Origin of the sequence: Nocardia sp. NPDC127606, from assembly GCF_042671725.1 — a bacterium.
Taxonomy (GTDB): Bacteria; Actinomycetota; Actinomycetes; order Mycobacteriales; family Mycobacteriaceae; genus Nocardia.
The window spans coordinates 173,438-196,907 of record NZ_JBHXWQ010000006.1; the positions used below are offsets into that span (position 1 = coordinate 173,438).

Consider the following 23,470-nt stretch of genomic DNA (forward strand, 5'->3'; position numbering starts at 1 on the left):
TCGGCTGGTCACGGGCCCACGGCGGGCGCGGCGTGGTCGTCCTTGTCCGACGACAACCTCCACCGTGACCACGCGTATTCCCGACAGGGTGAACTCGTCGCACGCGCATGGAACCATGGGCAGCATGTCACTGCCGCGTTCCACCATCCTGGCCGAACCGGCCTGGCGTCCGAGTTCCAAGGCCAAGCTGCTGTGGGCGTTGGAAAACGCGATCGGCGTGGTGGTGTTGTTCATCGCGCTCGGAGTGTGGGCGGTGCTCGACGGGGACCGTCGGGGCTGGCAGGTGCTCGCCGGGCTGGCGCTCGTGGTGCTCGCGGTGGTCGCCGTCGTGGTGATCCCGGTGTGGCGGTACGCGGTGCATCGGTGGGAGGTCACCGACGAGGCCGTGTACACGCGGGTGGGGTGGCTGAATCAGGAGTCACGGGTCGCGCCGATCTCGCGGGTGCAGACCGTGGACACCGAGCGTGGGCCGCTGGAACGGATCCTGGGGCTGGCGACGGTCACCGTGACCACCGCGTCGTCGGCGGGGGCGGTGAAGATCAGTGCGCTCGACCTGCCGGTGGCCGAGGAGACGGTGCTGCGGCTGACCGCGATCGCCGCGCAGCACCGCGGGGACGCGACGTGATCCAGCCCGTCGAATGGCAGCGCCTCGACCCGCGCATGCTGCTGGTGTATCCGGTCAACGAGATCATGAAATACATTCCGGTGCTGCTCGGTTCGATCATCGTCGGCACGACCAGCGGTAATCCGCTGTGGAGCCTCATCCCGGTGGTGCTGGTCGCGGCGTTCGGTATCGCGCGCTGGTTCACCACGTCGTATCGGATCGACGCCGATCACGTGCAGTTGCGCAGTGGGATCGTGGCACGCCGGACCTTGTCGGTGCCGAGGCCGCGCATCCGGTCGGTGGACGTGGAAGCCGATCTGCTGCACCGGGTGCTGGGGCTGGCGGTGCTGGCGATCGGCACCGGAAAGCAGACCGACAAGGGCGAGGAGTTCAAGCTCGACGCGCTCGATACGAGCCAGATCCCGGCGCTGCGGGCCGAATTGCTCTCGCACACCGGGCAACACGCGCCCGACCACGTCGACGCGGCCGGGGCGCCGCATGTCTCGCGCCCTGACGCGCTCGCCGAGTCCGGGGTGGAGATCGGGCACTGGCGGGCGGCGTGGGTGCGCTACGCGCCGCTGTCGCTCACCGGACTGGCTGTCGTGGCACCCATCGCGGGGCTCGGCGCGCAGTACGGGGTGATCGACGTGCTGTCGAAAAGCGCTGTCGTCCAACATCTCGACGACGACACCGCGGCGATCGTCGCGATCACCATCGCCGGGCTGACCGTGCTGACGTTGGCGCTGGTGAACCTCGCCGCGTGCGCCCAGTACCTCGCCACCTGGTTCGGCCTGCGCGTGCTCGACAACGGCGCCACCCTGCACCTGCGCCACGGACTGTTCACCACCCGCCAGATCACCCTCGACCTGGCCCGCTTCCGTGGCGCCACCCTCAACGAACCGCTCCTGCTGCGCGCCGCCCGCGCCGCCCAGCTGGAAATGATCATGACCGGCGAGAACCCGCGCCAGAAGATCCTTCCGCAGGCGCCCCGCGTCGCCGTCGAACGCACCCTCGACGAACTGCTCCGCAGCCGCCGAGGCCCGCACGACCGAGCTTCGGCCGCACCGGGTTCGACCGCACCACAACCGATCACCGGTTCCGCCCTTGGCACCGTCGAGCTGCGCAGCCACGGACCCGCCGCCCGCCGTCGCCGCTACACCCGCGCCGCGTGGCCCGTCGGGATCGTTGTCGTCGCCATGCTCGCCGTCGTGCTCACGGGTGGTCACCTGGCACCGTGGGCCTGGCCCTTCCCGGTGGTGTTCGCCGTCGTCATGGCCCTGCTCGCCGAGGACCGCTACCGCGGCCTCGGTCACCGCGTGCTCCCCGGTACCACCGGCCCGACCTGGCTGATCACCCGCCGGGGCAGCCTCGATCGCAATCGGGACTGCCTCGAAGCGCCGGGCATCATCGGATGGACGGTGCGACAGACCTTCTGGCAGCGCCGTGCCGGACTCGCCACCGTCGTCGCGGCCACCGCCGCGGGCAAGAAGTCCTATCTGGTGGTCGACATCCCGATCGATCAGGCCGCGGCCCTGATCGAAGAAGTGGACCCGGGCCGACTCGGCACGGCACGCAGACCCGCCGCGCCCGATAGCCGCGCGGGCGACGCCGACTCGGCGTAGCGTTCGATTCGATCGCCGTGCCGCTGACGCTAGGGGTGATTCGTGCAGTTCACCGAGGTTATCGAGACCGCGGGCCAGGTGCTGGACGGGGCGGGGGTCGCCGCCATCGTTATCGGCGGGTTCGTCGGCACGGTCCGGTTCCTGCGGCAGTTGGCCATGCGCGAGGAGTTCGAACTCGCCTATCGCACCTATCGCCGGGGCCTCGGCCGGGCGATCCTGCTCGGACTGGAATTCCTGGTCGCGGCCGACATCATCCGCACGGTCGCCATCGCACCGACGTTCACCAGCGTGGGCGTGCTGGCCTTGATCGTGCTGGTGCGGACGTTCCTGAGCTACTCGCTCGAACTCGAACTGACCGGGCAGTGGCCGTGGCAGAAGCCGAAAGCTACCGGCTGAGGTTCGACCGGTAGTACAGGTACCCCGCGGGCGCGAGCACACCACAGGCGAACAGCAACAGGGTGCGGCCGTCGCTGCCGAGCATGATGTCGCCGCCCGGCCCGCGTGAGGCGCAGACCAGGAACCCGAAGACCCACACCACGATCGGGGCGAAGGTGAAGCCGATCCGGTCGGTCACCGATTCCATGCCGTAGACCAGCGCGATGTTGATGGGCGCGGCGAACAGCGCCACCACCGGAAACGCCAGCGAGCCGATGTAGAGGGGCAGGAACAGCACTTCGACGGCCAGGGTGATCAGCGCGTCGACGAACAGCAACACGACGATGAGTCCCGAGATCAGCGGATCCGCCACGCCGGAGATACGCGCGGACCGCAGCACGGCGGTGGGCTGATCGCGATCGGTCACCATACGCGTGAGTCTATTCGGCCGAAGCGCTCTGCTGTGCCGCGCGCGCCCCGGAGAACCGCCAGCCGATCAGCAGGGCGGGCACGATCACCAGCAGGCTCGCCACCGTCCAGGTCCCTACCGGGCGGTCGATCGCCATCAGGACCAGCACGGTGCACAGGAAGGCCAGCGTCGCCCAGCCGGTGTACGGCGCGCCCATCATCCGGAACGCGGGACGCTCGAGCTGCCCCCGCTTCCACAGGTGCCACATCCGCAGCTGACACAGCACGATGGTGGCCCACGACGCCAGGATGCCGAGCGAGGCCATGTTCAAGACGATCTCGAAGGCCTGATCCGGAACGAACCCGTTGAGCACCACCCCGAGCAGCGCGATGCCGAAGGTGAGCAGGATCCCGCCGTAGGGCACGCCGTGGCCGCTCATCACCGAGGTGAACCGAGGGGCGCTGCCGCGCATCGACATCGAACGCAGGATGCGCCCGGTCGAATACAGCCCCGCGTTGAGACTGGAGAACGCCGCGGTGAGCACGACGATATTCATCAGCGATCCGATGCCGGGCACGCCGAGCGCGGCGAAGAACGTGACGAACGGGCTCTCCCCCGCGTGATAGGCCGTGTACGGCAGCAGGAGTCCGAGCAACAGTAGCGATCCGACGTAGAACACCGCGATCCGCAGGATCACGGAGTTGATCGCCCGCGGCATCAGCTTCTCGGGATCCTTGGTCTCCCCCGCCGCCGTACCGACCAATTCGACGGCGGCATAGGCGAAGATCACGCCCGAGGTGACGAGCACCAGCGGCAGGATGCCGGTCGGGAACATGCCACCGTGCTCGGAGATCATCGTCGGGCCGGTCTGTTCGCCACGAATGGTGAAGCGCCCCAGCAGGAACACCGTGCCGATCACCAGGAAGGCACACAGCGCGGTCACCTTCACCAGCGCGGCCCAGAACTCCAGCTCACCGAATGCCTTGACGCTCACCAGGTTCACGATCAGCACGAGCACCAACGCGATCAGCGCCAGCACCCACTGCGGCACCGAGGTCATCGGCTGCCAGTAGTGGAAGTACAGCGCGATGGCGGTGGAGTCGGCGATGCCGGTCATCGACCAGTTCAGGAAGTACATCCAGCCCGCGACGAAAGCGGCCTTCTCCCCGAGGAATTCGCGCGCGTAGGAGACGAACGAACCGGAGGTCGGGCGGTGCAGCACCAGCTCGCCCAGTGCGCGCAGGATGAAGAACACGAACACGCCACAGACCGCGTAGACGACCCACAGCATGGGCCCCGCACTGGCCAGCCTGCCGCCGGAACTCAGGAACAGGCCGGTGCCGATCGCGCCGCCGATGGCGATCATCATCAGCTGACGTTTGCCGAGGGACTTGTGATACCCGGCGTCCTCGGCGTCGAGGTCCGATCGATCACCCACAGCGGTCATGACACGCCACCCATCGTGCGAGAACACCCGAGAACGCGGACACCGGAACGGTACCGGCAAGCGCCCCGAGCCGCGATGGCAACCCTGTGGCTAGCGACTCAATCGAGACCGGCGAACAGGTCGTGCTCGAAGCCGTCGGCGCCCACCTGGCCACAAATGCCACGTACCAGCCGGAAGTGCTCCTCCGGCAGCACCGGCAGCGCGATGTTGTTCGACAGAGCGAATTCCCGGCCACTCGGCGCGACGGTGACCTGGGTGGCGTGCGCGCGCATGGCGGCGCGCTTGGCCGAGACCGCGTCGGAGACGTCGACCACGGTGGTCACCCCGCTCGTCGACATGGCGGCCAGCTCGGCCTCGACCGGCAGACGCCAGCCCGCGGGCAGCGCGCCGGGCAGTTCGTCGACGGTGCGGCGAGCCAGCGCGGCGGTGTGCTGGCGCAGCAGATCGCCGTCGGTGACGGTCCAATAGAACTTGGGGACGTCCCATCCCTGCTCGGCAGCGGCCGCGACCGCCGCGGTGGTGATCTCGTGCGCGCGGATGTGGTCGGGATGGCCGTAGCCGCCGCGTGGGTCGTAGGTGACGACGACCCGGGGCCGCAGTTCGAGGATCACCGCGACGAGCGCGTCGACGGCGGCGTCACCGGAATTCACGAAGGCCCGCGGATTCGCCGCCGACGGCGTGCCCGCCATGCCGGAATCGCGCCACCGGCCGGGGCCGCCGAGGAACCACGGCTCGCCCGCGTCGAGGGCCGACAGCGCGGCGGTGAGTTCGCCGATGCGGTAACCGCCGAGCTGGTCGGCTTCGGCGGCGATCAGGCGTGACCACCGTTCACCGATGACCTCACCCTCCTCGCCGAGCGTGCAGGTCACCACGGTCACCGGGACGCCGCGGCGGCGGTAGTGCGCGATAGTGCCGCCCGTGGTGAGGGTTTCGTCATCGGGATGGGCGTGGACGAGGAGCAGGCCGCCGGTCTCGGTCACGGGATCCTCCGCCACTGTGCTGTATCACCGAAGATGCCGACCTGGATGGCGCCCGACAGCGACACACCGTCGACGCGCGGACCGGCCGCGGCGACGACGTTGTCCTGCACGATCGGCAACACGGTCGCCAGTTCCCACAGCCGTGGCTCGGATTCGGCCAGGATCCGCGGCACCTCGAACCCCCGCAGCGCTTCGTCGATCGAGGGTTGCAGGGTCGGATCGCACACACCGCCGATATTGCTGGGCGCCTTGCGATACGCCTCGGCCGCGGCCAATGCGGGACCTTCGGCACCTGCCGGTTCGACGGGCGGACAGCCGTAACGTGAGGCGAGCGCGGTGGCGGGGTCCCCGCCCGCGAGCTCCCAGCCGACGATGGCGTCGATCGAGGATTCGGTGAGGTCCTTGCCGTACAGCTCATCGGCGGCCAGGCCGCGAACGGTGGCATCGATACCGGCGCTGCGCAATTGGTCGGCGGCGGTATTGGCGACGGCCAGCGCCGACGCGTCCTCGGTGACGGCGCCGATCCGCACCGACAGTCCCTTGCCGTTGCGCGCCACCGAGCGCGGACGCGGCGCGGGCGAGGTGGGCGAGCCGGTCTGCGGCGTCTCCGGCGCACGGCCGTAACCGGCCTCGGCCAGCAGGGCGAACGCCTCCTCGGCGGTCATCCGCGGCGGCGCGGTGGGCACATAGCCCGGACTCGACGGCGAAAGTACTTGGGCGCGAGCGGGTTCCACCCAGCCACCGGTCTGCGCGCCGACGGTCGCCAACAGTGCGGGGTCGAGCAGCGCGAGCACGGCCTTGCGGACCCGGCCATCGGCGAGGTCGCCGGAGCGGCCGTTGAGCGCGAGTTGCAGTTCCCGAGCCTGCGGCATGATCGTGGTCCGCACCGACGGGATCGCGGCCAGTTGCGCCTGGGTCGCCACGCCGCCGTGCACGAGCGCCATCTGCGCGTCACCGGTGCGCAGCGATTCGGCCAGCTGCGAGGGCGTGCCGCCACGACGGAACTGGATCTGATCCGGGGACGCGGGCGTACCCCAGAACCGGTCGTTGCGTTCGAGCAGGATCTCGTCGCGTCCGCGATCGACCGATTTGATGGTGAAATTGCCGCCCGAGACCGGGATCTTGTCGACCAGCCCGCTGGTGAACCCGCCCGGTGAGTCCTTCACCAGGTGCGAGGGCAGCAGATTCGAGAACAGCTCACGCCAGGCCGGATAGGGCTGGGTCATGGTGACCGTGACCGTCTTGCCGCCGCCCGACGAGGCCACATCGGAGATAAGCCGGTAGCCGGCCGGGTCCACCACGCCGGGCTGGCTGATCATCTGCTGCCAGAGGAACCGGAAGTCCTCGGCGGCGATCGGAGCGCCATCGGACCAATTGGCCTGATTACGCAGGGTGTAGGTGATGGTGAACGGCTCCTGGGCCGTCACGTCGGCCGAGACGATCAGCGAGGTATCGGGCACCCAGTCGACCAGACCGGGATGCACGGGGCTCGGTGCGGCACGGAACGGGCTGGGCAGCACCATCGAACTCACCGCACTGGTCACCGGCGACTGATCCGAGCGCAGATGCGGGTTGAACCCGATTCCGATGTCGTCGATCGCCACGACGACGGTGTTCTTGCCCGGCTTGGCCTGGGTGGTCTTGGGCGAGTCGGAAGACTCGATCGGCGGTGGCGGATTCGCCGTGCAACCGGCCACGACCGCCGTCGAGGCAATCATCGCCAGCACCATCACGCGCCACCTTGCGCGCCGCCCCGAACTCACCTTGCGCACTCTACCCAACCCCTCGATCCACTGCCGTTCGGCCATATCAGGCCAACGAAAAGGCGTCGGCCGGGTCCGTTTCCGGTACCCGGCCGACGCCGTTCGACACTACTGCCGACTAGTTCGCGGCGGCCTTGTCGCGAGCCTTGCGACGCGACAGGTCGCGGGCCCGCTCGTTGGCGCCCAGCACCAGCTTGCGCACGCGGACCACCTCGGGGGTGACCTCCACGCACTCGTCCTCGGTGCAGAACTCCATCGCGAGCTCGAGGTCGAGCTGCAACGGCTTGGCCATGGTCTCGAAGGTGTCCGCGTTGGCGCTGCGCATGTTGGTCAGCTTCTTCTCGCGGGTCACGTTGATATCGAGATCCTCGGCACGCGGGTTGATACCGACGACCATGCCCTCGTAGGTGTCGGCGCCCGGCTCGACGAAGAACTGACCACGGTCGGCCAGCTGGATCATCGCGAACGGGGTGACGGTGCCCGCGCGGTCCGACACCAGCGAACCGGTGTGGCGAGCGCGGATCTCACCGGCCCACGGGGCGTAACCGTGGGCGACGGCGTTGGCGATGCCGGTACCGCGGGTCTCGGTGAGGAACACGGTGCGGAAGCCGATCAGGCCACGCGAGGGGACGATGAACTCCATGCGCACCCAGCCGGCGGCGTGGTTGCTCATCTGCACCATCTTGCCCTTGCGGGCGGCCAGCAACTGGGTGATCGCGCCCAGGTACTCGTCGGGGCAGTCGATGGTCAGCTCTTCGAACGGCTCGTGGGTCTTGCCGTCGACCTGCTTGGTGACCACCTGCGGCTTACCGACGGTGAGCTCGAAGCCCTCACGGCGCATCTGCTCGACCAGGATGGCCAGCGCCAGCTCACCACGACCCTGCACCTCCCAGGCGTCGGGACGGCCGATGTCGAGCACGCGCAGCGAGACGTTACCGATGAGCTCGGAATCCAGGCGCGACTTGAGCATGCGGGCGGTGAGCTTGTGGCCCTGCACCCGGCCGACCAGCGGCGAGGTGTTGGTGCCGATGACCACCGAGATGGCGGGCTCGTCGACGGTGATGCGCGGCAGCGCGACCGGGTTCTCCGGATCGGCGAGGGTGTCGCCGATCATGATGTCGGGGATACCGGCGATGGCGACGATGTCACCGGCCTCGGCGACCTCGCCGGGCTGACGCTCCACACCGATCGTCTGGAGCAGCTCGGTGATCTTGACCGTCTTGGCGCCGTCGGCGTTGATCCAGGTGACGTTCTGCCCCTTGCGCAGCTCGCCCGCGTAGATGCGGACCAGGGCCAGACGGCCGAGGAACGCCGACGCGTCGAGGTTGGTGACGTGGGCCTGCAGCGGCGCGTCCTTGTTGCTCTTCGGTGCCGGGATGTAGTCCATCAGCACCTCGAACAGGGCGTCGAGGTTCTCGGCGTCGGGAGCGGAACCGTTTTCCGGCTCGACCTTCGACGCCTTGCCCTCACGGCCCGAGGCGTAGAGGACCGGCAGGTCCAGCGCCAGCTCGGCGGCTTCGGCGGCCTCGTCGTCGAGGTCGGAGGCCAAGTCGAGCAGCAGGTCGTGCGACTCGGAGACGACCTCGGCGATGCGGGCGTCGGGACGGTCGGTCTTGTTGACGACCAGGATGACCGGCAGCTTGGCCGCGAGGGCCTTGCGCAGCACGAAACGGGTCTGGGGCAGCGGGCCCTCGGACGCGTCGACGAGCAGCACGACACCGTCGACCATGGACAGGCCGCGCTCGACCTCGCCACCGAAGTCGGCGTGGCCGGGGGTGTCGATCACGTTGATGACGGTGAGAGAACCGTCGGGGTTATGGCGATGGACGGCGGTGTTCTTCGCGAGAATGGTGATGCCCTTCTCGCGCTCGAGATCACCGGAGTCCATGACTCGGTCGACCAGCTCGGCTCGCTCAGCGAACGCGCCCGACTGACGAAGCATGGCGTCAACCAGCGTCGTCTTGCCGTGGTCGACGTGGGCCACGATGGCGACGTTGCGAAAATCGCGTGAAGACGACACGCCTCAATCCTCCTGCTGTTGATGTATTTGGCGCGCATTCATCTGGCATCGCGGCCTGTTACACCCTACCGGTACCGGAGCGGCGACCTCGTGTCAGGCTTTGTACTTAGGCTACGCTAACTCCCATGGGCAAGGTGAAGGCGAAGAAGGTCTCGAGCCTGAAGCCGAAGAAAAAGTGCTGTAGGAAGAAGACCCGCTGCTTCAAATGCCCCGTCGTCATCATGCGAATGAAGAAGGCCGAGGCCGCCGGAACGTGCGGCAAAGATCTCAAAAAAGCGCTGAAGCTGGCGCGCGCCAAGTAGGCGAGGCGTACAACCGAGGTATGGGTACTCCGTTGCTCTCCGCTCCCGAGCTCACCATCGCCATGGCCACTCTGCCGGAGTGGTCCCACGACGGTGACGCGATCACCCGCACCGTGCAGGCACCGAGCTTCCTCGCGGGAATCGAGACGGTACGAAAGGTCGCCGCGGCGGCCGAAGCGGCCGATCATCATCCCGATATCGATATCCGTTGGCGCACACTGCGTTTCACGCTGAGTACGCATTCTGCGGGTGGGCTCACCTCGCTCGATACGGCGATGGCGCACACCATCGACGACCTACTCGGCTGAGCCTGCGCTCGCGGGCACCTCGGCCGTGCGACGGCCGGGGAGTCGGTCGCGCAAAGTGTCGCGACCGCGCCAGATCAGCCAGCCGAGCAGTACGAACACGCCGATCACGTCGACCGCGCCGAGCCAGGCCAGCGGCCACGGGCGCGGGATGGTCCAGATCGTCGGCTGCGCGAACGAGAGCACCCACGGCACGCCCACCAGCATCGTCAGCACCCAGAACCCGGCGATGATCCGCGCCACGCGCTCGTCCCGCAACGGCCCGTAGAGCAGCCACAGCGCGGTCGGGATCAGCCAGACCCAGTGGTGTGACCAGGAGATCGGCGAGATCATCAGCCCGAACAGCTGCACCAGCACCAGGGTGCCGAGCCGGTCGTCGGGGCCGAGGGTGCGCCACGCGCAGAACGCCAGCACCGCCGTGACCGCGACCGCGGCCAGCCACCACGGCCCGGACTGCACGTCGTAGCCCAGAATGCGGCTCAGCGCGCCGCGCAGCGACTGGTTCCACACCGAGCCCACCGGGCCGATCCGGTCGGCGTCGCCGAGCAGGGTGCCGAAATAACGCTTCGCCTCGTGGGCATTGATGAGAAAGCTCACAGCGACAGTCAGCCCGAAGGCCCCCGCCGACCACAGCACCGTCGCCCAGCGCCGCCGCGCCACGAAGTACAGACCGGTGATGGCCGGGGTCAGCTTGATGCCGGCGATCACGCCGACGAGGGTGCCCGAGATCCACCACCGCGCACTGCGCACGGCCAGCATCGCGCCGAGCACCAGGAACACATTGACCTGGCCGTAGTCGATCGTGGTTCGCACCGGCTCCAGCCACACCCCGAGCGCGGTCCAGCCGACGGCCGCGGTGATCCACGGCGTCTGCTTCGCCTTCACCTCGCCGAGGAGCAGTTCGAAGCTGATCCGGATCACGCCGTAGAGCGCGGCGACGGTGGCCAGCATCCAGCCGACCGCCACCAGCGTGAACGGCAGATAGTGCAGCGGGAAGAACACCAGCGCCGCGAACGGTGGATAGGTGAACGGCAGCGGGAAGTCCGGCGTCACCTCGGAGTAGGTGAAGTCGTAGAGCCGATCGGTGAGCAGTGCGGCCGAGCCGTCCACGTAGACGTGCAGATCGACGACGTTGAGGCCGTTGGGGGCGAAGAGCATCCAGGCCAGCCTGGCGAGCACGGACAGTCCGAGCAGCGCGAGAGCCCATCGGAGGTGTCGGTTCAAGGCCAGGCTTTCGGTCGGATGGGTGGCGTCGCGCGCCATTTCGCGGTGCTCCGCTACTTTAACCAGGCGGCCGCGAGCCACCGGCGGCCACCGGCCACCCCGACACCATGGGTAACAGTTGCATCAACATCCCCAGGTGTAACACCGCTCAGGGCTAGCGTCGATGAACATGGTTTCGGCCGGTGAACCACTCCGGGCCCGGCGGCTGTACAACACGGCAGCGTTGTCCTTAGAGTGACCCCCGACATGTTGGGCTCGACAACCCTCGCCCATCGCAAAACCGAGGTAAGGACGGCTAGACAAGTGCTTCGTAGCCGAGGATCGCGGATCGCAACGACCGCTCTCGCCATCGCAGCAGGCGCAATGCTCGCCGCGCCTGCATCTATTGCCGCGCCCGCGCCTGCCCCACAGGCGGCGCCGGTCAGCGTCCCGATGGTGCCGGAGGGCGTCCCTGTCGACGCGCTAGCCGCCTTCGCCCCCGCCGTGGCGGGCCTGGTCGCAGGCCCCGCCGACGTCGCCAGCCCGCAGACCGCCCTGCTGGATCAGGCGCGCGTACTGCTCGCCACGCTGAACCTGCCGCCCGCCATCAAGGCCACCCTCGAGCGGATCATCACCTTCCTCGACGGCAGCGGCGGCGGCGGTCCCGAGCTCCCGCAGGACGGCCCGGCCATCGCGCAGTTCCTGTACCCGACGATCGGCAAGGGCTGCATCGGCGACGGCGCCGATTCGGTCGGCACCGCGCTCGCGGTCGCCGGTCCGGCGCAGCTGCCCCCGCCCGGCCCCGCCGCCGGACAGGCCGGTTTCGTGTTCACCGCGCTCGGCACCAAGGCCCCGACCGGCGAGCAGAACCCGCCGATGACGGTGCAGTGGCTCAACCTCGACACCCGCCAGTCCGCGATCCAGACGCTGACCGACGAGGCCAAGATCAACCCTGGCGGTCCGGCCACCCTGTCGGCCGTCGCTAACACCGGCCACGGCCGCGTGGTCGCGGTGATCTCGGGTTCGCTCACCACCGCCGCCGAGGGCGCCGCACCGCGCACCTGCACGTTCATGCCGACCCTTGGCTTCTTCACCGTCTAGGCTCCCCCGCCTCCCCGCGACTTCAGGCAGACCTGAGGTGCGGGGAGGTTTGCGTTGGCGGCTCGCGCAGGGTTCCCGCTGGATGAGCGGTGTGGTAGACCGAGACGATGGCGACCACGCACGATTCTTCCCGGAATGTTCGGTCGATCCGGAGCAGCCGCTCGATTCTCTCCTATCGATCCGAGGGGTCGATCCTGTCGATCGGATCGGCCTATTCGGTGTTGTCGATCGGCAGTGTCGGATCGGTACTGTCCATCGGCTCGATCGGGTCGTTCGGGTCCGCGATCTCATCGCTGTCGTTCGCCAGCGTCGGGTCGGCGCTGTCGGGCCTGTCGCGGTGGTCACTGATGTCGTGGCTCGGGAACCACTCCGCACCCGACACCAGGGCGCCGCTGTGCGTGATGCCCGACGATGAGCCCGACCTGCGTCACGGGTCGACGTGCCACTGCCAGACGTAACTCACCACTGGCCGTAGTCCTCGGCCAGCACCCGGTTCAGATCGACACCGATGCCGTCGATCGCGCGCTTGTCGATCTCGAATTGGTGCAGGTGCGCGGAGCCGTGCACGAATCCTCGCTCGGTGCCCCAATTGTGCTGCCAGAACCAGGAACCCAGGCCCGCGTCGAGTGCGCGGTCGATGGTCGGCGCGTTGGCGTAGATGCCGACGAGGTCGGGTCCGAGCACCGACTGCCAGCCCTCGATATAGGGCGCGATCATCTCCTCGAACTCCTCGTCCGAGGGATTGTCGTCGATCGAGGCGTAGATCGGCGCGGTATCGGGTCCGCCCGCGGCGGTGTGGATGGCCCAGCCGCGTTCGGCGTGCTCCTTGCCCGCTTCGAGGCCACCGCGCCAGTCGGCCGTCGGACCCTTGCCGAACTGGTAGTTCGACACGATCGACAGGCCGTGCGTCCACAGGTCCTCGACCTCGGCGGCGAGCAACGGTTTACCTTCCATCCACTCCGCGCCGGGCCTGCGCTCGGAGACGTAGCGGATGACGCCGATGTGCCCCTCGGCCGCGATCGACGCGGCGGAGGGAACCCCCGCGGCGTAGTCGACCATGGTGCCGAAGGACTGGGCGCGGGCAGGTGCGGCGGCGAGGCCGGCACCGATCGTGGCCGCGGCGGCGGCGAAGCCGAAGAACTTCCGCCGGGTCACCGGAACAGAACGCATCGCAGGACTCCTTCGCGCAACCCGACCTTCAACCGGTAAGCGAACCCGGCGCGCCTTCCCCGAATCTCGCGCGCCGGGAGTCTAGAACGTGCGACTCATTGCACCACAACCCCAGGCGCAACGCCAGAACCAACGGCAACATTCGCCCCACGAGTCACACGACTCAGGTAGCGCCGTCGATCGCCGCGCCCACATCGATGGTGCGGCCGGTCGGATCGGCCAGCTCGGTGCTGACCACCGCGACGACTTGCGCCACGACCTGCTTCTTGATCCCGGCCAGTCGGGCCAGGGTGGCCGCGCGCAGGCCCTTCGCGGTGAATTCCATCGAGATGTCCTCGAGCGCGGGCGGCGGCACCTCGATCACGATCTGGAGCGGCTCGGCGGCCCTTGCCGTGAGAACGAGCGGGATCTCCAGGTCGGCACGGTAGTGGTTGGCCTTGAGCACGTCGACGGTGATGTCGAGCCCCACCGGCAGCGTCATATCGAAGATCCGCAGGTCACCCGGCTCGCCGAGGCCACGGTCGATCACCCGTGGCTGCTCGATCGCCCCGCGCACGGTCACCGTGGCCGCGCCACGCGGGCCCTCCGACAGCGGTCCCACCTCGATCTCGCTGCCCGCCATCTGGCCGACCACGCCGTGCACACGATCCCTGGTGACGATGGTGGTGAAGAAGCGCAGACCGAATTCGCGGTAGTCGATCCATTCGAAGACGGTGTCGTTGCGATGCGGTGAGCGGTAGCCGTCCAGGATCGCCTCGATGTCGAAGACGCGCTCCGAACGGACCTTCGGATCACCCACGATGGCGTTGACCCGGTTGGCGACCTCGCGCTGCACCAGGCCCGCGATCGGGTCGAGCAGCATCTCCCACGCACCGTCGATGGCCTCGGCGCGCAACGTGAAGCTGACGTCCTTGGCCGTCACCGGGGCGACATCGATCACGACCAGCAGCGGGGCGGCGGTGCGGGCGTGCAGCGTGAGCCCGATCTCCACCACGGCGGCCAGGCGCAGTTTGCGTCCGCCGAGAACCAGGTTCACGGCCAGGGTCAGCGGGACCCGCACGCCGAAGCTCAGCGCGTCACCGGGCGTGCGGGTGACCACGGGGGTGCCCAGCGTGCCCTCGGCGACGAAACCGGCCAGTCCGGCGGGCCCGAGCGAGAACGGTCCGATCTTCACGCCACGCCCGGTCATCCCCGACACGGCGGCGGCGATGCGCTCCTCGGTCACCGCGTAGGTGACGAACCGTTCGCCGAAATCGGCGTACTCGATCCACATCGGGTCACGACGTGGCTCTTCGTCCACCTTCACACGCACATCGAACACGGTACGTGACGTCGGCGAACCCGCTGCTGGTGGCACAACTCCCCCGTCCTGCCGATGAGGGGGAAGCAGGACGGAGGAGCCGGCAACGGCGCTGCCGGGCGCCGCGAGTTCCATGGTACGGGTATCAGCGTGGTACCGCCGTCCAGGATCATCGCAGTTGTCTTGAGCGCCAATCGATTTCAGAATCGCCCGTAACCGACCAGATCAGCGGTTTCGGCCGGGGTGATGGTACGCACCCGAACCCCGCCCAGTTCGTTGCCGCCGATGGTGGTGATCGTGTCCCCTTCGGCCTTCAGCACGATGTTGGTGTGCTGACCGAGTGGGCTGTCGGGACCGTAGAGCACCACGTCGCCGGTGCGTGGGCGGTAGCCGACGTCGGGGCGGGTGAATCGGCCGACCTGCTGGTAGTACTCCTGCAGCGTGTACACGCCGGGGATGCGCCAGGACCCGGAGTTCGGGTTCGCCAGCGGCCTGCCCGCCTCGCGCATCGTCCAGCTCACGAAGTCGGCGCACCAGGCCTCCTGGACGCCCTCGGCGTACTTCGGGCCGTCGCCGGGCTGCTCGTATTCGCGGCGCAACACGTCCACGAGCACGATCTGCTGCTCGTCGAGACTTTCGCTGTCGAGCGCGGGGAACTGATCGCCCCAATCGTGCTGCCACCACACCAGTCCGACAGCCACGACCGTCGCGGCCGCCAGCAGCCCGGAGATTCCGACGATCCAGGACGTGCGCCGTCCAGGTCGTTCGGCTTGAATCTGCGTCATCGCCCCCCGCTCTCGTTCATCCTTCTGACCTATTGGACGAATCACGAGCGCTTTCGGTTCCCGATCACGCGTGTTTTCCGAAGCGGACGGGCGACGACCGGATGGACCCCTGCGCCACCCGGGTATCAGCCCGGCAATCGCTCTCGGCGCGCGCCATCGAGTGCGCGCCGTCCCCTCCGGCGATATTCGTCCGCGCAGAGGTGGAATCGAACACTATCCGCTCCGGAAAACACTGGCCCGACCAGCACTGAACCGATAATCGGCCTGGTGTGCGTCGGTCGGACGGCCACGCGCTGTCCCGCCCGGCTGTGATGAGTTTTGCGAAACCTTTACCCTCGGTCAAGCTGAACGACTGTCCCAATTTGTCCCACCGCTCCGAAAGAGGTCACCCGCGTGGAGAACCCGCATCCACCGATCGCGCGCTACCTGCGTGAACGCCGCGAGTCGGCAGGACTGACCCGTGCCGCTCTCAGCACCCTCGCAGGCATCTCCCCAGGACTCATCCAGAAGATCGAACAGGGCACGCGCACACCGACGCTGGAGGCCCTCACCGCACTGTTCGACGCACTGGAAGTGCCCGACCTGTTTCGCGACCACCTCGTGGCCCTCTCGCTGTCGGATCGCTACGACAACTCGGTGCCGGTGCCGACTATCGATGTGCCTGCCGCCGACCGCGTCCTGCTCGACGCGATCCCCTACCCCGCCAGCCTGCAGGACTATTCGACCTTCGACATCCTGGCCGCGAATGCGGCGTGGACACGCTTCTTTCCCGGCCTCGTCCCCGGCACGACCCTGCTCGAATGGATGCTGCTCGATCCGCGGGCACGTATCGCGATGATCGACTGGCACCTGCAGGTTCACCTGTGTGTCTACGGTTTTCGGGTGATGAGCCCCGGCGTCGTTCCGCAGAAACGCATCGACGAACTCATCGCGGCCTGCTCGCAAGCGCCGGAATGGACCGAGTTCTGGACCACGGAACCGATCGCGCCGACCCACCTCGACCGACCGGTGCAGCGGATCCGCGAGCCGGACACGAACAAGGTCGTGACGATGATCATGCACGCCCTCGAACCGATGATTCCGCGCCGAGACTGGGCCCTTGTCGCGTTCTGCCCGGTGCCCGACGAGAATTAGTCGCGCTTGCCCATCGGGATGCACACGGTCAAGGCGATCGCCGCGACCGCACCCGCCATCGCGATGAAGAACGCGGTGTGGAACGCCGACCGGGTCGGCACCATGTGCGGGCCGAGCTGCATGGTCATGTGCGCGAGCACGACGCCCATCACCGCCGCCGAGGTCGAGGTGCCGATGGAACGCATCAGCGAGTTGAGGCCGTTGGCGGCGCCGGTCTCGCTCAGCGGCACCGCACCCATGATCAGCGCGGGCATGGCCGCGTACGCCAGGCCGACGCCACCGGCGACGATGACCGCCGACAGCATGATCTGCCACACGGTGTCCATCATCACGACCGCGCACAGGTAGCCGATTCCGATCACGGCCGAGCCGAGCGCCAGCGTGAACTTCGGGCCCTTCTTCGCCGACAGCCGCGCCGAGACCGGCGAGAGCAGCATCATCACCAGACCGGTCGGCGCCATCGCCAGGCCCGCGACCACCATCGACAGACCGAACCCGTAGCCGGTCTGCTCGGGAGCCATGAGCAGCTGCGGGAACGTCAGCGACATGCCGTAGAGCGAGAAGCCGACCGCGATCGAGGCCATATTGGTGAACAGCACACGCGGGCGGGCCGACACACGCAGGTCGACGAGCGGCGCGGTGCGGCGCAGTTCATAGGCGCCCCAGCCGAGGAAACTCACCAGCGACAGACCGAACAGCGCGAGGATCGAGCCGCTGGCCCAGCCCCAGTCGGCGCCCTTGGTGATGCCGATCAGCAAGGTGAGCAGGGCGATCGAGAGCCCGATCGCACCACCGAAGTCGAAGCGTGAGGGCGTGCGCACCGGCGATTCCGGCACGAACACGAAAACCAGCACCGCGCACACCACACCGAGTCCGGCCGCGGTCCAGAACAGCATGTGCCAGTTCGCGTTCTGCGCGATCAGCGCCGAGAACGGCATGCCGACGGCACCGCCGACACCGAGGGTCGCGCTCATCACGGCCATCGCGCCGCCGACCTTCTCGGGCGGGAGTTCGTCGCGCATGATGCTGATCCCCAGCGGGATCGCGCCCACCGCGATGCCCTGCAGGGACCGGCCGATCACCTCGGGCAGCAGTGAGCTCGCGGTCGCGCAGACCACCGAGCCGACGATCATGAAGCCGAGATTGGTGACGAGGATGCGCCGCTTTCCGAACATGTCGCCGAGTCGTCCGGCGATCGGCGTCGACACCGCGCCGGCCAGCAGGGTGGCGGTGACCACCCAGGAGGCATTGGACGCCGACGTGTTCAGCAGGGTCGGCAGCGACGGAATGATCGGGATGACCAGCGTCTGCATGAGTGAGACGACGATGCCGACCGTACTGAGCACCGCGATCAGCACGGCCGGGGCCGGGCGTCGGGCTTCGGAGGTGGCCGGTGCGGCCTCGGCGGTTACAGACACGAAATTGCACAGTACACAGCATGTGCATAGTACACAATTTGGTTCCGCGGTGACCCACACGACATAGTTGGCACATGCCCGATTCCGGCCCCGCCGACGACACCCCCTTCACCCGCCTGGTGTTCGAGCTGAACCTGATCTCGCGGCACTTCCCCACGACCACCCGCAGACGTCCCGGTTTCCTGCTCGACCGATCGGCGTTCCTCATCCTGACCCGGCTCGATCTCGGCGAACCGCTGAGCCTGCGCGAGTTGTCGGAGGCCTTTCAGCTCGACATCTCCACCATCAACCGCCAGGTCGGCGCGATGCTGAAGCAGGAACTGGTGCAACGGGTTCCCGATCCCGACGGCGGTGTCGCCCGCAAGGTCACGATGACCGCCGACGGCAAGGCCGCGCTCGAAGCCGACCGACGCCACCGCAGCAGCGATATCGGCAAGGTCGTCGCCGACTGGGACGCCGACGATGTCACCGAGCTCAGCAGGCTGATGCGCAAGTTCAACCGGTCGGTCGAACAGCTGGAGGAAAACCCGTGGCCCAGACCGCCGCACAGCGACAGCTGAGCGCGATAGGCTGCGCGGCGTGGTCACTCACCGGTCTACCCGCCCGAGCTGGCTTTCCTGGGACAACTACTTCGTCGGCGTCGGCGGACTGGTCCTCGGCCTGTGTTTCGGCACCTGCGCCGCGCTGATCGCCGGGCCAGGACACAATCTCGCGGCGATCGTCCTCGTCGCGCTCGCCGCGCTCTGCGTCCTGCCCGCGCTGCTGCGCGCCCTCGGCGAACTCAGCGTGTGGGTGCGCCTGGCGATCCTGCTGATCGGCTTCGCGCTGCTGCTGCCCGCGATTCTGCTCAGCGGCGAGGTGCGCGACTGGGCAGCGGAGCGCTGGGAAAAAGCCTGGAACTAGCTGTTGCGCAGCGGGACCGAGAGCAGCATGCGCAGCGTGTTGTGGATGAACTGCGTCGACTGCCAGGTGAGGTAGGCGCCCGCCGCGGTGGCCGGACCGATCGACGCCGAACCGGACGCCGACCCCGATGCCAAGTCCGCGGAACCGCTGGCCGAACCGGAGGCCGACCCCGAACCCGGAAGTGCCGCAGCGGTTCCCGCTGAACCGAGCAGTCCGATCAGCACCGTTGCTCCCACCACTGCAACTCGAACGGCGTACGGCTTGGACGTTTCACGACCGGACAACATCAGATGAATCCCACTCTGTCGAAAAGCATTGCGAATGCCCAGTATTCACACCAGAACTCACCGCCAAACCTAATTCGCCGGGATTGCCCCGTTATCAGGTTCGCGCGGTGAGTTCGTCGGTATGCCCGACCCCGGATTTATGGTGCGCCACAGCAGGTGGGAGCGCCAGACCACGATTTTCGGGGCATTGCGAACAGACCGGCCGGATCGGTCACGTCACCGTCGGCTCGGCCTGCCTCGGCAGATTCGGGTTCTATCGCCTCGACCACCGGCGTGTGGGAGCTGCGATCTCCTCACGCTCTCGTGCCGCCGCGGCCAATTCCGAACCACGTTCGCGCGCCGTATCGACCAGATACGTGCCTCGTTCGCGCGCGGCTTCGGCCAGCTCGGGCCCCTTCTCCTTGGCGACGTCGGCAATCTGGGCACCACGGGTGCGCGCCGCCTCGGCCACCTCGGGGCCACGATCCTTGGCCACCTCGACCAGATGGGCGCCACGGCTGCGCACGGCCTCGGCCACCTCGGGGCCACGATCCTTGGCCACCTCGACCAGATGGGCACCGCGGCTGCGCACCGCGTCGGCCAGCTGCGGCCCACGTTCCCGGGCGATCTCGGCCAGCGCGGTGCCACGCTCGTTCGCGACCTCCGCCAGATGGGCGCCCTGCTCGTGGGCGACATCGGCGAGATGCGCGCCACGAACCTTGGCCGCGGCCGCGATGGCAGCGCCTTCGGCCGCGATGCGTGGCTCCTCACGCGAGAACGCCCGCCGTGCCCGCCAGCCCAGTGACGGCTTGCCCTCGGTGTCGGCCGCCGCGATCATCAGCCCGCCGAGCAACCCGAGGTCCTTCAAGAACCCCACCCGCTTGGCCGCCCTGCGGTCCGGGTCGCTCTCGGCCCAGAAGTCCTGCTCGGTGACGGTTCCCGGCACCACGGTCGCGGCCAGCACAAGGGCCGCGGGCCGCGGCGCGCGGCCGCTGGCGAGCAGCAACCCACCAACCACCTGCGCCGCGGAGTTCACGCGCACGAATTGACTCGGATCGTCGGGCACCCGTGCCGCCAGTGCGTCGGGCAGGCCGGTCCTGCCCTTCTCGGCCAGCGCGTTGGCGGCGGCGGCGCGGGGCTTCTGATTCATCAACCCGTTCACTCCGGCGGCCACGAATGTGGTCCCCAGCAGTGCGCGAGCAATGCGTCGAACTGGCTTGATCGGCATCGTCGATCCCTTCGTGTCTACGACTGGGAAAACGGCTCCCTACATTCGACTACCCGGGTCTTCCCATCACAAACGATGGACGCAACCGGGCATGCCCTGTTCAGTGACTAGCGTCGACCGGGTGCCCGACAACACCGTCCAAGCCGCCTACACCGCCATCCACGCCCTCTACATCGACCTCTTCGGCTCCCCTTCCGACCTCGCTCCCGACGACGCGGCCTTCGCCCTGACCCACCTGGCTCCCGGCCCCGTCCTCGACCTCGGCTGCGGCCCCGGCCACTTCACGAAATTCCTCACCGACGCGGGTGTCCCCGCCACCGGCATGGACCTGGTCCCCGAATTCATCGCCTACGCGCGAGCCGCCTACCCGGACATCCCGTTCGAACTCGGCTCGATCCGCGAACTCGATGTCCCCACCGCCTCCGTCCCGGGCATCCTCGCCTGGTTCTCGCTCATCCACATGACCCCCGCCGAACTCCCCACCGTGCTGGCGGAATTCCACCGGGTGCTCACCCCGAACGGCCGCCTGGTGATCGGCTTCTTCGAGTCCACCGACACCGTCGAACCCTTCCCCCACAAAGTCACTACCGCCTACCGCTACCCCACCGATCAGCTCTCCGAAATCCTGCGCGAGGCCGGATTCACCGAGGTCGACCGCCTCCATCACCCCGCGGAGGGAGACGTCCGGCCCCACTCCGCCCTGGCGGTCGTCAAGTCGTGAAACCACGCCACCGGCGCCTGGGTGACACGGATCGCCATTCTTGACTAAATTTTCAGTCAGGATATACGGTTCTCGACAACGGAAGGAGAACCCGATGCGACGACGCACGTTCGTCCAGGCCACGATGGCCGCGTTCAGCGCACTGGTGGCCGGCTGCGACGACAGTGGAGACAGCGACGAAAGGACCTGGCTCATGCCGGAGGAGGGGCAGCCGCACGAGCGCACCTGGATGGCTTTCGTGGCCGACGAACAGATCTGGGGCGCGAAGCTGGTGCCGGAGGTGCAGCGCAACCTGGCCACCATCGCCACCACGATCGCCCGCTTCGAACCGGTCTCGATGCTGGTGCGCCCCGGCGATCTGGCGCGGGCGCAGAGCCTGATCGGCAACGCGAACGTGGAGCTGATCGCCACCGACCTCGACGACCTGTGGATGCGCGACACCGGCCCGGTGTTCGTGCGAAACGGAAACGCCAGGGCCGGTGTGGATTTCAACTTCAACGGCTGGGGTGAGAAGCAGGATTACGGCGCCGATGCGAAGGTGGCGCAGTTCGTCACCGGCCGCGCGGGCGTCGAGACTCTGCACACCGATCTGGTGCTCGAAGGCGGCGCGCTCGAGGTCGACGGGGAGGGCACGGCGATCATCACCGAGAGCTGCGTGATCAACAACAATCGCAACCCCGGCTGGAAAAAGGTCGATGTCGAAGAGGAACTCGAGCACCTGCTCGGTATCGAGAAGGTGATCTGGCTTCCCGGCATCGCGGGCGAGGACATCACCGACGGGCACACCGATTTCTACGCCCGCTTCGCCGGACCCGGCGTGGTCGTCGCCGGACTCGACAACGACCCGGATTCCTTCGACTACGACGTCACCCGTCGCCATCTCGACATCCTGCGCTCGGCGACCGACGCGCACGGTCGCCCGCTGCGAGTCGAGGTGCTCGAAGGTCCGGCCACGGTGCGCGAGCAGTTCGCGGACGACGACTTCGCCGCGGGCTACATCAACTTCTACGTCTGCAACGGCGCCGTCGTCGGCCCCGAATTCGGTGATCCGGTGACCGACGCCGCCACGAAATCCACCCTGGAGCGGCTGTTTCCCGGCCGGGAGGTGGTGCAGATCAACATCGACGGCATCGCCGCTGGTGGCGGCGGTATCCACTGCACCACCCAGCAGGAACCCGTCGGCTGAGCCCGGCAGCGGCCCCACCGCCGCGATCACGTGCGCCTACTGTGAGGAATCGTGTCGGACCGTCGTACCCAGATCATGGAAGCCGCCGTCCGCGTCATCGCCGAGGACGGCGTACGCGGCCTGCGCGTGGAGAAACTCGCCGCCGCGGCCGAAGTGTCCACCGCGTTGATCTACTACCACTTCAAGGATCGCGCGGGCATCCTGCGAGCCGCGCTCGAACACATCAACCACCGCGCCCAGACCTACACCGACGCCGCCGACACCACGGATCCACGCGCACAGGTCGAGCACATGCTGCTGCTCGAACTCCAAGACACCGACCGAGTCCGCGAAACCAGCGTCGCCTGGGGCGAACTGCGCGCCAGCGCGGTCTTCCACCCCGACCTCCGCGCGCCGCTGTGCGCCACCACCGAAGCCTGGAACGCCGACGTGGAAACCCTCATCCGCCGGGCCCAACAATCCGGCGCCGTCGCCCCCACCGTCGACGCCGCCCTCACCGCGGAACGCCTCACCACGCTGGTGGAAGGCCTCAGCGAACGCTGGCACAGCGGCTCTCTGCCCCTCCCCCGAGCTCGCGAAATCCTTATCAGCGCAATAGAGCTCGAATTCGGCAGGGCCTAGCCGGCTGCGCAAGGAGTCCTCGCTCGATCGGCCGAGGACACGTCACTCGTTGACGGCGTCCGCGATCCGCTGAGCAGCCTCACCAGGGGTGAGCAGTGTGGTGTCGATGACCTCGGCCTCGCTGTGCAGCCACGTACGGGCAGCCTCCGCGTAGGGCTCGAGATACGCGAGACGGAATGCCGAAGGACCGAGAACGGTGTCGCCCTGGATGCGTCCACGGAGGGTGTCCTGGTCCGCGTGGAGGACGAAGTGCCGTACCGGGATCGCATGCCGCGCGAGCCCGGTACTGATCTCGCGCCAGTACTGCTCGACCAGCACGGTCATCGGCATCACCAGCGTGCCGCCGGTGTAGTCGAGAATGTGCCGGGCGGTCTCGACCACGAGCGGCCGCCACGGTGGCCAATGCTGGAAGTTGTTCGTCGCGGGCAGCCCCGGCGTGACGTCCATGAGCGTCTCGCCGACCTTCTCCGCATCGAACACCCGCGACTCCGGAATCAGCTGTTGCACAAGCCCACTGGTCGTCGTCTTACCCGCGCCATGGGTCCCGTTTAGCCAAACGATCACAGCATCGGACCGTAGCAGCTACCTCCTGATATCATTGATATCA

General features: G+C 67.9%; 26 protein-coding genes. 13 read left to right on the forward strand and 13 right to left on the reverse strand.

Features of this window, described 5'->3' with window-relative positions; genetic code table 11:
* Positions 1 to 124: 124 nt before the first annotated feature.
* Genes ACFVJ5_RS25325 through ACFVJ5_RS25335 form a run of 3 tightly spaced genes read left to right on the forward strand, consistent with a single transcriptional unit; the run spans position 125 to position 2,622 of the window.
* Positions 125 to 625 carry a PH domain-containing protein gene (locus ACFVJ5_RS25325; RefSeq protein WP_379223649.1) on the forward strand — a complete coding sequence of 167 codons (501 nt, stop codon included), beginning with the start codon at positions 125 to 127 and terminating at the stop codon, positions 623 to 625.
* A 35-nt stretch (positions 626 to 660) separates the two neighbouring features.
* On the forward strand, positions 661 to 2,226 hold the full coding sequence (locus ACFVJ5_RS25330; RefSeq protein ID WP_379223964.1) for a PH domain-containing protein: 1,566 nt from the start codon (positions 661 to 663) through the stop codon (positions 2,224 to 2,226).
* 42 nt (positions 2,227 to 2,268) lie between these two features.
* Complete coding sequence (locus ACFVJ5_RS25335) at positions 2,269 to 2,622, forward strand: DUF1622 domain-containing protein (RefSeq protein WP_379223650.1); 354 nt, start codon at positions 2,269 to 2,271, stop codon at positions 2,620 to 2,622.
* On the opposite strand, the gene ACFVJ5_RS25340 is transcribed toward ACFVJ5_RS25335, so the two are convergent.
* The 5 genes from ACFVJ5_RS25340 to typA form a co-directional block, all read right to left on the reverse strand.
* Positions 2,612 to 3,031, reverse strand: a complete 420-nt coding sequence (locus tag ACFVJ5_RS25340) for a hypothetical protein (protein WP_379223652.1) — start codon at positions 3,029 to 3,031, stop codon at positions 2,612 to 2,614. The genes ACFVJ5_RS25335 and ACFVJ5_RS25340 overlap by 11 nt on opposite strands.
* Positions 3,032 to 3,041: 10 nt before the next feature.
* A complete protein-coding gene (locus tag ACFVJ5_RS25345) occupies positions 3,042 to 4,457 on the reverse strand; it encodes an amino acid permease (protein WP_379223654.1) in 1,416 nt (471 codons plus the stop codon).
* A gap of 98 nt (positions 4,458 to 4,555) precedes the next feature.
* Positions 4,556 to 5,437, reverse strand: a complete 882-nt coding sequence (gene mshB / locus ACFVJ5_RS25350; protein WP_379223656.1) for an N-acetyl-1-D-myo-inositol-2-amino-2-deoxy-alpha-D-glucopyranoside deacetylase — start codon at positions 5,435 to 5,437, stop codon at positions 4,556 to 4,558.
* Positions 5,434 to 7,155, reverse strand: a complete 1,722-nt coding sequence (locus ACFVJ5_RS25355; RefSeq protein ID WP_379223658.1) for an ABC transporter family substrate-binding protein — start codon at positions 7,153 to 7,155, stop codon at positions 5,434 to 5,436. Before ACFVJ5_RS25355 ends, mshB begins: the two co-directional genes overlap by 4 nt.
* A 163-nt stretch (positions 7,156 to 7,318) precedes the next feature.
* Complete coding sequence (typA, locus tag ACFVJ5_RS25360; RefSeq protein WP_358064503.1) at positions 7,319 to 9,220, reverse strand: translational GTPase TypA; 1,902 nt, start codon at positions 9,218 to 9,220, stop codon at positions 7,319 to 7,321.
* A 125-nt stretch (positions 9,221 to 9,345) separates the two neighbouring features.
* Here typA and ACFVJ5_RS25365 point away from each other — a divergent pair, with 125 nt between their 5' ends.
* Both ACFVJ5_RS25365 and ACFVJ5_RS25370 read left to right on the forward strand, forming a co-directional pair.
* Entirely contained in the window at positions 9,346 to 9,522 is a 177-nt protein-coding gene (locus ACFVJ5_RS25365) for a hypothetical protein (RefSeq protein WP_194826542.1), read from the forward strand.
* A gap of 20 nt (positions 9,523 to 9,542) precedes the next feature.
* Positions 9,543 to 9,830: a 4a-hydroxytetrahydrobiopterin dehydratase gene (locus ACFVJ5_RS25370; protein ID WP_379223660.1), complete on the forward strand. Its 288-nt coding sequence runs from the start codon at positions 9,543 to 9,545 to the stop codon at positions 9,828 to 9,830.
* Here ACFVJ5_RS25370 and ACFVJ5_RS25375 read toward each other — a convergent pair.
* The gene (locus tag ACFVJ5_RS25375; protein ID WP_379223662.1) at positions 9,819 to 11,090 is read right to left on the reverse strand and encodes a mannosyltransferase; all 1,272 of its coding nucleotides are present in this window, start codon (positions 11,088 to 11,090) and stop codon (positions 9,819 to 9,821) included. The two genes, ACFVJ5_RS25370 and ACFVJ5_RS25375, sit on opposite strands and share 12 nt — an antisense overlap.
* Before the next feature lie 324 nt (positions 11,091 to 11,414).
* On the opposite strand from ACFVJ5_RS25375, the gene ACFVJ5_RS25380 reads away from it, so the two are divergent.
* Both ACFVJ5_RS25380 and ACFVJ5_RS25385 read left to right on the forward strand, forming a co-directional pair.
* Positions 11,415 to 12,131 carry a hypothetical protein gene (locus ACFVJ5_RS25380; RefSeq protein ID WP_379223664.1) on the forward strand — a complete coding sequence of 239 codons (717 nt, stop codon included), beginning with the start codon at positions 11,415 to 11,417 and terminating at the stop codon, positions 12,129 to 12,131.
* A 107-nt stretch (positions 12,132 to 12,238) separates the two neighbouring features.
* On the forward strand, positions 12,239 to 12,589 hold the full coding sequence (locus ACFVJ5_RS25385; protein ID WP_379223665.1) for a hypothetical protein: 351 nt from the start codon (positions 12,239 to 12,241) through the stop codon (positions 12,587 to 12,589).
* 1 nt (position 12,590) lies between these two features.
* On the opposite strand, the gene ACFVJ5_RS25390 is transcribed toward ACFVJ5_RS25385, so the two are convergent.
* The 3 genes from ACFVJ5_RS25390 to ACFVJ5_RS25400 all read right to left on the reverse strand — a co-directional run bounded on the left by ACFVJ5_RS25390 (position 12,591) and on the right by ACFVJ5_RS25400 (position 15,386).
* Positions 12,591 to 13,301 carry a DUF1906 domain-containing protein gene (locus tag ACFVJ5_RS25390; protein WP_379223667.1) on the reverse strand — a complete coding sequence of 237 codons (711 nt, stop codon included), beginning with the start codon at positions 13,299 to 13,301 and terminating at the stop codon, positions 12,591 to 12,593.
* A gap of 163 nt (positions 13,302 to 13,464) precedes the next feature.
* Positions 13,465 to 14,613 (reverse strand): hypothetical protein, encoded by a 1,149-nt coding sequence (locus ACFVJ5_RS25395; RefSeq protein WP_379223669.1) that lies wholly within the window; start codon positions 14,611 to 14,613, stop codon positions 13,465 to 13,467.
* A 188-nt stretch (positions 14,614 to 14,801) separates the two neighbouring features.
* The gene (locus tag ACFVJ5_RS25400) at positions 14,802 to 15,386 is read right to left on the reverse strand and encodes a CHAP domain-containing protein (protein WP_379223670.1); all 585 of its coding nucleotides are present in this window, start codon (positions 15,384 to 15,386) and stop codon (positions 14,802 to 14,804) included.
* Between the two features lie 393 nt (positions 15,387 to 15,779).
* On the opposite strand from ACFVJ5_RS25400, the gene ACFVJ5_RS25405 reads away from it, so the two are divergent.
* Positions 15,780 to 16,520 (forward strand): helix-turn-helix domain-containing protein, encoded by a 741-nt coding sequence (locus ACFVJ5_RS25405; RefSeq protein WP_379223672.1) that lies wholly within the window; start codon positions 15,780 to 15,782, stop codon positions 16,518 to 16,520.
* Here the strand turns inward: ACFVJ5_RS25405 and ACFVJ5_RS25410 are convergent.
* Positions 16,517 to 17,938 carry an MFS transporter gene (locus ACFVJ5_RS25410; RefSeq protein ID WP_379223674.1) on the reverse strand — a complete coding sequence of 474 codons (1,422 nt, stop codon included), beginning with the start codon at positions 17,936 to 17,938 and terminating at the stop codon, positions 16,517 to 16,519. The two genes, ACFVJ5_RS25405 and ACFVJ5_RS25410, sit on opposite strands and share 4 nt — an antisense overlap.
* A 74-nt stretch (positions 17,939 to 18,012) precedes the next feature.
* On the opposite strand from ACFVJ5_RS25410, the gene ACFVJ5_RS25415 reads away from it, so the two are divergent.
* Both ACFVJ5_RS25415 and ACFVJ5_RS25420 read left to right on the forward strand, forming a co-directional pair.
* Positions 18,013 to 18,498, forward strand: coding sequence for a MarR family winged helix-turn-helix transcriptional regulator (locus ACFVJ5_RS25415; RefSeq protein WP_379223675.1), 486 nt, complete (start codon positions 18,013 to 18,015; stop codon positions 18,496 to 18,498).
* A gap of 19 nt (positions 18,499 to 18,517) precedes the next feature.
* Positions 18,518 to 18,841: a hypothetical protein gene (locus ACFVJ5_RS25420; RefSeq protein ID WP_379223677.1), complete on the forward strand. Its 324-nt coding sequence runs from the start codon at positions 18,518 to 18,520 to the stop codon at positions 18,839 to 18,841.
* On the opposite strand, the gene ACFVJ5_RS25425 is transcribed toward ACFVJ5_RS25420, so the two are convergent.
* Together ACFVJ5_RS25425 and ACFVJ5_RS25430 are read right to left on the reverse strand one after the other, a co-directional pair.
* On the reverse strand, positions 18,838 to 19,077 hold the full coding sequence (locus tag ACFVJ5_RS25425) for a hypothetical protein (protein ID WP_379223679.1): 240 nt from the start codon (positions 19,075 to 19,077) through the stop codon (positions 18,838 to 18,840). The two genes, ACFVJ5_RS25420 and ACFVJ5_RS25425, sit on opposite strands and share 4 nt — an antisense overlap.
* A gap of 304 nt (positions 19,078 to 19,381) precedes the next feature.
* Positions 19,382 to 20,335 carry a DoxX family protein gene (locus ACFVJ5_RS25430; protein WP_379223681.1) on the reverse strand — a complete coding sequence of 318 codons (954 nt, stop codon included), beginning with the start codon at positions 20,333 to 20,335 and terminating at the stop codon, positions 19,382 to 19,384.
* 121 nt (positions 20,336 to 20,456) lie between these two features.
* On the opposite strand from ACFVJ5_RS25430, the gene ACFVJ5_RS25435 reads away from it, so the two are divergent.
* The 3 genes from ACFVJ5_RS25435 (at position 20,457) to ACFVJ5_RS25445 (ending at position 22,863) form a co-directional block, all read left to right on the forward strand.
* Complete coding sequence (locus tag ACFVJ5_RS25435) at positions 20,457 to 21,056, forward strand: class I SAM-dependent methyltransferase (protein ID WP_379223682.1); 600 nt, start codon at positions 20,457 to 20,459, stop codon at positions 21,054 to 21,056.
* Positions 21,057 to 21,150: 94 nt separating this feature from the next.
* Entirely contained in the window at positions 21,151 to 22,242 is a 1,092-nt protein-coding gene (locus tag ACFVJ5_RS25440; protein WP_379223684.1) for an agmatine/peptidylarginine deiminase, read from the forward strand.
* Between the two features lie 51 nt (positions 22,243 to 22,293).
* Positions 22,294 to 22,863, forward strand: a complete 570-nt coding sequence (locus ACFVJ5_RS25445) for a TetR/AcrR family transcriptional regulator (RefSeq protein ID WP_379223686.1) — start codon at positions 22,294 to 22,296, stop codon at positions 22,861 to 22,863.
* A 42-nt stretch (positions 22,864 to 22,905) separates the two neighbouring features.
* Here the strand turns inward: ACFVJ5_RS25445 and ACFVJ5_RS25450 are convergent, their stop codons facing one another.
* Positions 22,906 to 23,427, reverse strand: coding sequence for an ATP-binding protein (locus tag ACFVJ5_RS25450; protein ID WP_379223687.1), 522 nt, complete (start codon positions 23,425 to 23,427; stop codon positions 22,906 to 22,908).
* Positions 23,428 to 23,470: the final 43 nt, after the last annotated feature.

What these genes read in the sequence shown, in the direction of transcription:
- ACFVJ5_RS25325 (WP_379223649.1), top strand. Translation starts at nt 125, where the DNA reads ATGTCACTGCCGCGTTCCACCATCCTGGCCGAACCGGCCTGGCGTCCG.
- ACFVJ5_RS25330 (WP_379223964.1), top strand. Translation starts at nt 661, where the DNA reads ATGCTGCTGGTGTATCCGGTCAACGAGATCATGAAATACATTCCGGTG.
- ACFVJ5_RS25340 (WP_379223652.1), bottom strand. Translation starts at nt 3,031, where the DNA reads ATGGTGACCGATCGCGATCAGCCCACCGCCGTGCTGCGGTCCGCGCGT.
- ACFVJ5_RS25345 (WP_379223654.1), bottom strand. Translation starts at nt 4,457, where the DNA reads ATGACCGCTGTGGGTGATCGATCGGACCTCGACGCCGAGGACGCCGGG.
- ACFVJ5_RS25355 (WP_379223658.1), bottom strand. Translation starts at nt 7,155, where the DNA reads ATGATTGCCTCGACGGCGGTCGTGGCCGGTTGCACGGCGAATCCGCCA.
- ACFVJ5_RS25365 (WP_194826542.1), top strand. Translation starts at nt 9,346, where the DNA reads ATGGGCAAGGTGAAGGCGAAGAAGGTCTCGAGCCTGAAGCCGAAGAAA.
- ACFVJ5_RS25370 (WP_379223660.1), top strand. Translation starts at nt 9,543, where the DNA reads ATGGGTACTCCGTTGCTCTCCGCTCCCGAGCTCACCATCGCCATGGCC.
- ACFVJ5_RS25375 (WP_379223662.1), bottom strand. Translation starts at nt 11,090, where the DNA reads ATGGCGCGCGACGCCACCCATCCGACCGAAAGCCTGGCCTTGAACCGA.
- ACFVJ5_RS25380 (WP_379223664.1), top strand. Translation starts at nt 11,415, where the DNA reads ATGCTCGCCGCGCCTGCATCTATTGCCGCGCCCGCGCCTGCCCCACAG.
- ACFVJ5_RS25385 (WP_379223665.1), top strand. Translation starts at nt 12,239, where the DNA reads ATGGCGACCACGCACGATTCTTCCCGGAATGTTCGGTCGATCCGGAGC.
- ACFVJ5_RS25390 (WP_379223667.1), bottom strand. Translation starts at nt 13,301, where the DNA reads ATGCGTTCTGTTCCGGTGACCCGGCGGAAGTTCTTCGGCTTCGCCGCC.
- ACFVJ5_RS25400 (WP_379223670.1), bottom strand. Translation starts at nt 15,386, where the DNA reads ATGACGCAGATTCAAGCCGAACGACCTGGACGGCGCACGTCCTGGATC.
- ACFVJ5_RS25415 (WP_379223675.1), top strand. Translation starts at nt 18,013, where the DNA reads ATGCCCGATTCCGGCCCCGCCGACGACACCCCCTTCACCCGCCTGGTG.
- ACFVJ5_RS25430 (WP_379223681.1), bottom strand. Translation starts at nt 20,335, where the DNA reads ATGCCGATCAAGCCAGTTCGACGCATTGCTCGCGCACTGCTGGGGACC.
- ACFVJ5_RS25440 (WP_379223684.1), top strand. Translation starts at nt 21,151, where the DNA reads ATGCGACGACGCACGTTCGTCCAGGCCACGATGGCCGCGTTCAGCGCA.